This is a genomic window from Chitinophaga sp. (genome assembly GCF_036569185.1).
GTDB lineage: Bacteria > Bacteroidota > Bacteroidia > Chitinophagales > Chitinophagaceae > Chitinophaga.
The window spans coordinates 1-10,522 of sequence record NZ_DATCRD010000404.1 but is presented as its reverse complement, the minus strand read 5'-3'; the positions used below and the strand labels follow the sequence as shown (position 1 = coordinate 10,522).

The window sequence follows — 10,522 nt, the reverse complement described above, 5'->3', positions numbered from 1 at the left end:
CAGCCAGGGGAAATCCATCCACAATGCCGCCTGCATTCACTACCAATACATCAATTTTACCAAATTTATCAGCGGTTTTCCTGAATATATTATCCAGGTCATTGAGATTGGTAACATCTCCTTTAATGCCAATAAAACCGGTTCCCAATGCGTTTGCAGCACTGCTTAATGTCGCTTCATTTCTCCCGGTGATAGTGCCAACTGCACCCTCGTTGCTGAATGCTTCTGCAATACCGAACCCTATGCCGCTGTTGCCGCCTGTGATTACCGCTACTTTATTCTTTAGCTTGTTCATTTTCTTTAATTTTTGGTTCCAGGACAACAAAGTTAGATCAGGTTCATTTATTTTAGTTACTTCGTATCCAAAAGGAATAGTAACTCAGAGGTAACCAGGTAACTTATGACATGCCAGGATTTTGAAAAGGACCATAGAAATGAATGAGGGCTGTCGGGGATTCAATGGATGTATTAAACGGGAAATGGAAAATATCCATCATCTCATGAATTAAAGGAACCGGAATTAAACAAACTGGTGAAACGCGCCGTTTGGGGAACGCAGCCTGTAACGGTCCTGTATGAGCTTACTGCACATGGAAAACGTTGCAGATTATTATCAATAACCTCATAAGGCGCCGGAAGGAAATTATCGGGAAGTAGCGTTATAGACCTTTCAGGTGAGCCATACTTTGTATAACAATGCCAGAAGGAGCAGGCAATTAAGCCCGCCAATAATCCAAACTATCATTTTAATGCGTTGCTGGCTGGCTGTCAGTACTTCAGTTTGCACGGCAGCTGCTGTTTCGATAGCGGTTTTTAATTCCCTGGAATTTTTTGCAAATTCCAGTCCAAATATTTGCCTGGTCTGCTGGCGTTCCCGTTCTATCAGTTCCTTTATTTCTGATTTATTCTCAGAGAGCTTAATTCTGATAGTGCTTTCCAGTTCTTTATAGAACTCTTTATTTTCTTTTCTTATCTGATCTGCCTTTGCCTCTGTCAGCTTCAGTAATTCAAGTTTACTGCTTTGGTTGGAATGTTCAATTTCAGCAAGACTATTATTAATTTTATCCTCTAAATCTTTCTGCCGCTCATGTGCTTTTTCCAATGCTCCGGTTGCAGTTTCAAATTGAGTGATGATCAGGGCATATGTATCAGTCAGTTGCTGCACCTTTTTATACGCGCCGGCTACTTCTTTCAGATTCTCTACTTCCTGTGATAGGTCATCCATTGTAGCATTAAATTTCTGTAAGGTACTCATATAGTTTTATGTTAAGTTTTTTGAATGCACTTAGTCTTTCCGCATACTGATCATGCAGTAAATAAGGCAGTCCGTAGTGATCCGCCCATGATTCCAGCAATTCCGGATAGTATCGTTGTAGCGACATACAGAGCGCCTCCCTGTTTGGCTCAGCGAGCGTTTCACCAAGGTATTTCAGGCGTTCGAGTATGTCTGCTTGTTCTGTTGGGGTAAAGATCTCCCTGATCCTCGCCATCGCACTTTCAAACCTGGTGCGGCCGTCACTGTCTTCATAGTTGTTAAGTGACAGGAATACGAACCCGCTTATAAAGTTCAATCCCAGGCTGTTCCTGTAACCCTCGAGAAACCGGCTGATGTTATCTCTTAATTGCTGCATTTCCTGCGCAGATAATCCCTTTTGTTTTGGCATTAATATATCAAACCATTTCTCATAGTCCCGTTCATTTTCAGCGATATGTTGCAGTACATAGGTTGTTTCCGTAAAAATGAAGTAGCTGTCGATCCGCTGCTTGAACAGATCGCTGCCCTCAAAGTTGGAACACCAGTCCGACAAAGTTTTAAGCGACTGCTTCCGGCTATAGGCAATGTTTTCAAAGATCCAGTTGAGTAGGTACCAAAGCGCTTTTTCAAGGATGTTATTTCGTTTTATCAGTTCCAGTTCTTTGTCCAGGTTTATTCCCGGTGTATATTTGTTGAGATAAGCGGATAAGTTCTTTAAGATATGCGCATCATCTTTACGATCGAAACTTACCTGGTAGTGTGTTTGAAAGTCGGTAGTCCAGTCTGAAACAATCCCCAGCAAACTCATACGGTATATGGCCTTTTGCAGGATATCCTTGTCAATCTGAAGAACCCTGTAAACCGTCTTCCAATAGATGGTTACTTTGCTTGTTTCCCTGAAGTATTGCTCTATAAGATGCAGGATAATGCTGAAATCTTCTGCTATATCATTGTTTCCCTGGATAAAAAGATAGATCTGGTTAAAAACATCCCGCCCTTCCCTTTTTGCTTCGGCGGAAATTTGCTTGATTTCTGCAAAGGAAGTGTCCTTATGAAACATGCGTTGTACACTTTCGCTGTCATATGTTTCAGGGCTATGTAGTACAAAGCATTTGGCTACCTTATTTTTATTTTCTGTTTTGCCTTTATCCCAACGGCCAGCCCTGCCGGCTTCCTGGTACAACGCTTCAACTGAGCCCGGCAGTCCATAGTGAATGGTATAGTGGATATTATCTTTGTCGATGCCCATCCCAAATGCTTTGGTAGCAACCATTAGCGGGTATACATCATTTTTGAAATCCTTTTGTATCTGCAGTTTGTATATTTTAAACTGCTCCTCTGTCATCACCGGCTCTTTGCCCAGCCATTGACCGGTATTGGTATCAAACACATTCCGTTTGGGAATATCCCCGGAAAACCAGCCAACCTTCCTGCCAATGAGCGAACTAATGTTGTTCGATACTTCATAGCAGCCGGAATCGCCATTAACATGTGGCGTGAATACGAGGGCTGTACGCCCGGCCGATTCCATGAAGCCATCGGTATCCTTTAGATCCTGCAGTAATCTTTCCAGCCGCTTTATTTTTGGCTCATTACTGGTTTGGATATCAAATACAAGTTCCTTCCTGCTATAATCCAGCATTGTTTTGATATTCTCATCTTCCAGCTGGTACTTTTGCCGGGAGAATTCAACCTTGATATCTTTCAGTACCCTTACTGAAGCAGTGGCGGTTAGTCCTACGAACTTAATGCTTCCTTCTCCGTACTGGTCTTTGGAACCTAATTTATCAATTGTTTTTGCAAGATTCAGATAGGAGGTACGGAAATCGTGTCCCCATTCGGAAAGGCAGTGAACTTCATCTATCACTGCATGGGCTATTGAGCTGGAAGCAACGATTGCTGCCACGTTATCCCGGAACGACTGTACCTGGAATCTCTCTGGTGAAATCCATACAAAAAGATATCGTCCTTCCCCGAATTCCCTTTCCACACGTTGCCGGTCTTTTGCCTCCAGGTCGCCGGTGATAAAGTTCACATTGGAGGTCAGTACCCTGACGAGGTTTTCGTATTGGTCGTACATCAGCGACTTGATAGGGGAGACTACAAAACTGATGCAGGGTTGAAGTAAGCAAGGTAGCTGGTAACAAAGTGATTTACCCCCGCCGGTAGGCAGGAGGCCGATGGTATCTTTCCGGTTCAATATATTGGCTATAATGGGAAACTGACCATCCCTGAATGTCGGTTTGTCGAATATATTGTCCAGGAAGAAACCGAGTAGGTGCCGGTCCTGATCAGTAATGCTATAGTTAATAGGCTCTGTAGCACTGACCCTGAAATAATTTTTTTCTTTCGCATTATCGAAATAATCGGTGCGTACAAAAATGACATCAGGATGTTGTTCATGAGAGTCTGTGTAACGCTGAAACAGCGAAAAGTCGATGTTAATAGCATCTGTAAGTACTTTAAAGTCTTTAGTCACCGTTATAGTATTCACCGAGTATTCCGGGAATTGCAGCACCTCTTTATTTTTCAGCTCCCAGAGTTTTGAGATCCAGATCTGCAGATCTTGTATCGCCAGTTCAAGTGCTTCCGGCAGTGATTCTTGACATAATACATTGAAACGCCAGGGCTCAGATATATGGAGATATTTGTTGGCCATCAATTCCAGCAGTAGGATCTGGTACCGCATAACTGCTGTAGGAATTAGTTTCTCCTGCTGTTCAACCGGCGAAATGTTTTGCCTGGAGATTTTTTCTCCGGCCGTCCTGTATAAGGATAAAAGTTTTTCTGATTCGGTTAACCGGGCCAGTATTCGCTCAATACCGGGCATATAGTTGCCTGTTCTGAGGTCATTGGTAGTAATACGGACGGTTGCAATGCCTTTTCTTAGTAGGTATTCGTCTCTCTCCGCATCTTTTACCCTGTTACGATCAATAGACTTATGCTGTTGCCCATCGATCTCGATGACCAGTTTTGCCTGTGGAAGATAGAAATCAACGCACTGGTTAATGAAATGTTCGTTGAATTCATCCGTGATCACGTTTATGCCAATTTCCGGCACTAGCAGGGATTGTACAAAGGCATACTTGTCAAGTGCGGATGGGAGAATTTTCTCGTAGAATTCGCGTGCCGGATAGTATTGCCGGTTATCATCTCCTTTAATAGTGTTTTTCCATGCGCCAGCCTGCGGTGTGGAAAAAAGGAATCTTTCGTTGAAGGCGGCTGACTGGTGAATAGCTCCCAACTTTTCCTGTAAAAATTTTGACATCATTGTTGGGAAACCGCGTTGTAAGATATTCTTGATCACGTTTAATACCTGTATCCACTCCTTTTCAACAGGATTAGACACCAGGTTCTGTATAACAAAGTTTGGATTAGTATAGGCGTAATTGGCGGTATATTTTCTCATGAGGGTGGTTTTCACATTGATAGATGTCTTGTTCTATACCATGGTTATTGAGTTTTAGAACGTCTTATGAAACAATAGACCTGAAGGGTTGTGTCTTAATCAATATTAAATATACAAAAAAAATCTATTCTATAAACGAACAATCGCTGTATCAAAAGCGAACATATATTATTTTAGAAAATTCATACAAGATTACTTCTCATGCCACTAAGTAAGTGGCATTTTTATTGGCGCCCCTGGCAAATCATTCTTGCTCAACGCTTAATATACTCCGCTATGTTAAAGAATTATTTAAAAACCGCATGGCAGAATTTGCGCGGCAATAAAAGTTATGTCGCCATCAATACTATCGGGTTAGCAGTAGGCATTGCCGCCTGCCTGCTCATTTTCTTATTAATCCGGTACGAAACCAGCTTTGATAATTTTCATCATAATAAAGAACGTATTTACAGGGTAGTGGCTGCCACCAAAACCCCGGAGGGAATGAATTACTCAAAAGCCAGCGCCTATCCGGTGGCGGAAGCTTTACGGATAGATTACCCGCAACTGGAACAGGTAGCCCGGGTATACGGAAGGGAAGCCCAGCGTATAACTGTACTGGATGATAAAGGGAATGCGCCGCAGGAAAAATTTAAAGAGAATGTATTTTTTGCCGAGCCGGAATTTTTCAACATATTCAATTTCCCTTTCCTTGCCGGCAATGCGGCAACTGCTTTATCAGAGCCCAATACGGTAGTACTAACAGCGGAAACAGCCAATAAGTATTTCGGCGACTGGCATAATGCCATAGGTAAATTCATCAGGTATAACGATGAGGTGGTTTGCAAGGTAACAGGCATTCTCAGAAATACGCCTGCCAATACCGACTTCCCCCTGCAAATAGTGATCTCTTTTAAAACTACCAGTCATGAAGACATGCTGACGGATTGGGTTGGCCAGGACGGATCTTTAAACACGTTCCTGGTGCTTCCGGAGAATATGTCGGCGCAGCAATTCAATAACAATCTGGAAACCTTTGTAAAAAAACACACACCGGTTGAATATGCCAACCAGGGCTACATATTACAACCATTGAGTAATATACATTATGAGAGCGAATTTGGAACCTACAGGGGAAGGACCTTCAGCAAGGTGTTGATTACTGCATTAAGTTTAATAGGAGCGTTTCTTTTAATTATTGCCTGTATCAACTTTATAAATCTTGCTACTGCACAGTCGGTAACCCGCTCAAAAGAAGTAGGTATCAGGAAGGTGCTGGGTAGTAGTAAAAAGCAACTGGTTATACAGTTTTTAAGTGAAACCTTTCTCATTACCCTTTTTTCAGTGGTTATAGCAATATTGTTTGCATTTATTGCATTGCCATTGCTTAATAATATTTTGCAAACGCCGTTGAGAATACAGTTCAGTCTTTCCTTGTTGGCTTTTCTATGCAGCATCATTATTATTGTTACCTTTTTATCGGGCTTTTATCCTGCCATCGTATTATCAGGATTTAATCCCATCACTGTGCTGAAAAGTAAATTTACCAACAATACTGCCGGCGGACTTTCCATGAGGCGGGTACTGGTTGTTTTCCAGTTTGCGATTGCGCAGGCTTTGATTATGGGAACATTAATTATCGTGAGCCAGATGAATTTTTTCCAGAATGCGCCTATGGGTTTTGATAAAGAGGCTATTGTTATGGTGCCTTTCGCGCATGATACAGTGGGCCAGTCAAAGATGGAGGCTTTTAAATTAGAGCTGATGCAACTGGCAGGGGTAAAGAATGTAAGTTTCAGCGCGTTTAGTCCCATGGATAAAGCGGGTTGGGACAGTGATTTTAAGTTTGATAACGCTGTGAAAAAATCAGGCTTTAAGGCTGATTTTAAATGGGCGGATGCTGATTACTTTAAAACCTATGGTATCCGGTTCGTCGCCGGAGCGCCGTATAGCCAGTCCGACACCGTAAACGGGTTTGTGGTAAATGAAATGATGGCGAGAAAATTAGGCTTTAAGGACCCGGGAGATATCATTGGCAAAAAAGTAAGTTTTTGGGATGGGGATGTCACAGCGCCTGTGGTAGGAGTAGTGAAAGATTTTAACGGCTACTCGCTGAAAAGCGAAAGGACGCCTATAGTGCTTGGTTCCTTTAAAATGGTATACCGGTTAGTCAACATAAAACTGCAACCACAACATATGAAGGAAACGCTGGCGGCAATAGAACGGCTTTGGAGCAAAGTAAACCCTGATTTAGTGTATGAGTACCAGTTCCTCGATGATAAGATTGCCAGCTTTTACAAACAGGAAAGCCAGCTTTCCCAATTGTATAAAATAGCGGCAGGCATTGCCATATTTATTTCCTGCCTTGGTTTGTATGGCTTTGTTTCATTTATGGCAGTACAGCGTACTAAAGAAATAGGCATCAGGAAAGTATTAGGGGCGTCAGTCATCAACATTGTTCATCTGATGTCTAAAGAGTTTACGCTCCTTATTGGCATTGCATTTTTAATTGCCGCTCCAATCGCTTATTATTTAATGCATTGGTGGCTGCAACACTTTGCCTACAGGATAAATATTGGCGTTGGAATATTTTTATTAACCATTCTTATTTCCCAGGTTATCGCCTGGCTTACTGTTGGTTACCAGGCAGTAAAGGCAGCGGTGGCAAACCCGGTGAAGAGTTTGAAAATGGAGTGATTATTTTATCTCAAGTGTAGCCATAGCATACTTTTTGGGTTTCATGCCAATATGTTGTTCAAAAACCCTGGAAAAGTGGCTCAGATTTTCAAATCCCAGCTGGTAGCCAGCTTCCGACACGGAAAGTTTTTCTTCCCGTAATAGTCGTGCAGCTTCTTTCATTCTCATGCGTTGGTAATAATCGTAGATGCCCATGCCAAATATCTGTGTGAAAATATTGCGCATTTTCAGTTCGTTCATTCCTGCCACCTGTTTTAACTCGGCAATAGTACTTGGCTTATGCAGCGAAGAAATAAGTTTATCACGCACTTTGTAAATGGATGTAATGTCACTTTCACCCAGTTTTTGAGAAGCGGATTTTTCACGTTTGCTTAAGCTTATAAACAAATAGTATAGCAATTCCATTGCTTTCAGCTTATAATGATATGTCGTCAGAACGCCGGGGCCTTCCTTTTTTACAATGTCGTTAAGCGTGCGGACTATATCATCCGTCATAATTTCTTCTATCAGGAAATCATGGCGGTTATCAAACAGGAAACGGAATTGTCCGGTATCATTTTTTAAGAAGCTTTTCAGGTACCCGGCACTGAGAAATATCGTAACCACATTTATATGGCTGCCTTTTATAAAACGGCTGATGAAGGAATAGGTAGCAGGGAATATATGTACACGTGGCGTAATTGTTTGTATGTTGGATCCCCGTTTCCTGCCGGTGAGGGTGTCACTTCCCAGTATGTTTTTAAAGTAGAAGCAAATACAGTCCTCGATAAACCTGGGTGCTTGGGTAGGACGTGAAAACGTTTTCTTCACGGTATACGTTGCGATGAACATAGCCAGTTCAGGCATAAAATCGAAGCCCTTTTGATATTGTACTTCCAGGTTTTGCCCGGGTTTTTCCCCGATATCATAGCCGATTTTATTTACAAACCGTAAAAAGTCCCGCTTGTCTTTTTCTGTTGACATAATTTTTACGACTATTTTTATTAGTGAATGTGTTATTTCATTCGTAAAGATATCATCAATTTTGTTCAGACAGAAAAATAACAAATATGGAAAAACAGGTGCTGATATCAGGAGCAAGCATAGCGGGGTTATCGTTGGCTTACTGGCTGAACAAATATGGATATAAAGTTACCATGGTAGAGCTCTCACCGGGGTTAAGGCGGGGCGGTTCCCCTGTTGATGTGAGGGGCGATGCCCTGAAAGTTGCAGCGGAAATGGGTATACTGGAGAAGATCAGGGAGAAAAAGTTTGTGCATACCGATGTGATTGTAAACGCCGGTAATGAAACACTGGTGAATTTTGAGATAAATGCCCAGGCTGAGTACCTCGGTGATATTGAAATTCATCGTGACGACCTGGTAGATATCCTTTATGGCAATCTACCGGTAAATGAAATTGAGTTTCTTTTCAATAATAGCATCCGGCAGATATCCATGCATAACGACAAAGTGGACGTGAGCTTTGAAAGCGGTGAAAGCAGGGTGTTTGACTTCGTGTTCGGGACAGACGGAACGCATTCTGCTGTAAGGAAACTAGTTTTCGGTCCGGAGGCACAGTATTCTAAATTCTTTGGTGCTTATTTCGCTTTTGCCAGGGCAACGAACATAAAACCTGATAGACCCAATTCAGGGGTCATGTACCGGGAGCCGGGTAAGCTGGCTATGATTTATCCCGTGAGGAACGGAGCCAATGCGGGCCTTGTTTTCAGGTCTTCAAAACTCAATTACGATTATAAAGATCATGAGCAGCACAAGCAAATTCTGAAAGATAATTTTAAAGATGGTTTGTGGAGAATACCTGAAATTTTACCGGCATTGCTTGATTCCAGGGAATTGTATTTTGATGAGGTCTGCCAGATTCATATGCCTGCCTGGACAAAAGGACGCGTTGCCCTGGTGGGTGATGCTGCGCATACAACAAGTTTCCCAACGGGGATGGGAACCAGTTTAGCTATGCAGGGGGCCACTCTTTTGGCAAAGGAACTGGCAGCAAATGATGATTACAACTCGGCTTTTGCAAGATACAATGAAGTGTACAGACCCTATGTTGAAAGTGTACAGGCCAGGATCGTACGTGGACTGAATTGGCTGGTGCCGGAAACTGAAGAAGGTATCATGGAAGCGGTCAACAGGTTTAGAAAATGAACTCATCATGCGGCGACCTTATTAATACCGTACGTGCTCTTCCTGGTGCAGGGACAATGATGTCTTTGAAATCAAAAACCTTTAGATTCTAAAAATACTATACTTTAGATAAAAGTATTGAGATGATCACTTTTACCAGGTTATTATCAGTTGCCATTACCGGATTGCTTTATTCCTATACTGGCCAGGCCCAAACGAAGCAATGGTACCCCTGTTTGCTATATAATGGCAGGAATTGCAACTCGTTAATTACTAACCGTGTTCCGGAATACGGTATCAGTTCCAGGGATGGCTGTATCGTAAAGCGGGAAATCATGCTGGAACTGCGTGATATAGATGCACAGACAGTGGAGGGGTTGGTAAAGGATGTGGAAACAGGAGATGCCCTGCCGGGGGCCAGTATTAAATTACAAAGACGGAAAGGGCATAGCGAAGCTTTTGCAGCCGATTCGCTTGGCCGGTTCCGGGTTGCCAGGGCTTCTCCTGTAAAATATCTTCATGTTCAATATTTGGGTTATAGCATACTTAACATCAAAGGAGCTGCCGGGAAGTTATTTTAAGTTATAGCACAGTTACAGTATGGATACTGCCTGTTTCCCCCGGATATTCCCCGTATCCGAACCGTATTTGAGCCCAATATCCCTCGTATCTATTAGAGATAAGTTAAAGGCGTTTTATAGTCTTGTGTAATAGTTGATGCTTCGGGGGAAAAGAGGGCGTTGATAGGGAAGCTCCTGCATTACCCTGTTTTTCAGCATACAGACAACCATGCCTGCAGCGGTTCAGAGATACCGGTCCCGACGTTAGCAGTGAACAGCAGTTGATCTCTATGATCCGGAACCCCAAAAAAATATACATGATTGGCAGGGTTAGCAAATGAAGTATAGCTGATTCCCTGCCTGGAACCAAAAAAATATGCATAATTGGCCGGCGTTAACAGTGGACAACAACCAATCTCTGCATAGTTACTTGCATAAATGAAAATTAATTGTTAATTTGACAATTATTTCCACGTGCGTATGAAAAAATTGCTCA

The 10,522-nt window shown here is 42.4% G+C and carries 8 protein-coding genes; 4 read left to right on the top strand and 4 right to left on the bottom strand.

The genetic code is table 11. From position 1 onward, the window contains the following. On the bottom strand, window positions 1–295 hold a 295-nt coding region (locus VIM72_RS30475), incomplete at its 3' end, for an SDR family NAD(P)-dependent oxidoreductase (protein WP_332006572.1). A 237-nt stretch (window positions 296–532) separates the two neighbouring features. Between VIM72_RS30475 and VIM72_RS30470 the strand changes: the two genes are divergently transcribed. Further along, window positions 533–628 (top strand): hypothetical protein, encoded by a 96-nt coding sequence (locus VIM72_RS30470; RefSeq protein ID WP_332006571.1) that lies wholly within the window; start codon window positions 533–535, stop codon window positions 626–628. Window positions 629–670: 42 nt separating this feature from the next. Here the strand turns inward: VIM72_RS30470 and VIM72_RS30465 are convergent, their stop codons facing one another. Continuing rightward, the gene (locus VIM72_RS30465; protein ID WP_332006570.1) at window positions 671–1,225 is read right to left on the bottom strand and encodes a hypothetical protein; all 555 of its coding nucleotides are present in this window, start codon (window positions 1,223–1,225) and stop codon (window positions 671–673) included. 7 nt (window positions 1,226–1,232) lie between these two features. Continuing rightward, complete coding sequence (locus tag VIM72_RS30460; RefSeq protein WP_332006569.1) at window positions 1,233–4,664, bottom strand: DEAD/DEAH box helicase; 3,432 nt, start codon at window positions 4,662–4,664, stop codon at window positions 1,233–1,235. A 276-nt stretch (window positions 4,665–4,940) separates the two neighbouring features. Between VIM72_RS30460 and VIM72_RS30455 the strand changes: the two genes are divergently transcribed. After that, a complete protein-coding gene (locus tag VIM72_RS30455; protein ID WP_332006568.1) occupies window positions 4,941–7,340 on the top strand; it encodes an ABC transporter permease in 2,400 nt (799 codons plus the stop codon). On the opposite strand, the gene VIM72_RS30450 is transcribed toward VIM72_RS30455, so the two are convergent. Further along, window positions 7,341–8,303: an AraC family transcriptional regulator gene (locus tag VIM72_RS30450; RefSeq protein ID WP_332006567.1), complete on the bottom strand. Its 963-nt coding sequence runs from the start codon at window positions 8,301–8,303 to the stop codon at window positions 7,341–7,343. An 86-nt stretch (window positions 8,304–8,389) separates the two neighbouring features. Between VIM72_RS30450 and VIM72_RS30445 the strand changes: the two genes are divergently transcribed. Then, window positions 8,390–9,487 (top strand): FAD-dependent monooxygenase, encoded by a 1,098-nt coding sequence (locus VIM72_RS30445; RefSeq protein WP_332006566.1) that lies wholly within the window; start codon window positions 8,390–8,392, stop codon window positions 9,485–9,487. 122 nt (window positions 9,488–9,609) lie between these two features. Next, window positions 9,610–10,047, top strand: coding sequence for a hypothetical protein (locus VIM72_RS30440; RefSeq protein WP_332006565.1), 438 nt, complete (start codon window positions 9,610–9,612; stop codon window positions 10,045–10,047). Window positions 10,048–10,522 lie beyond the last annotated feature (475 nt).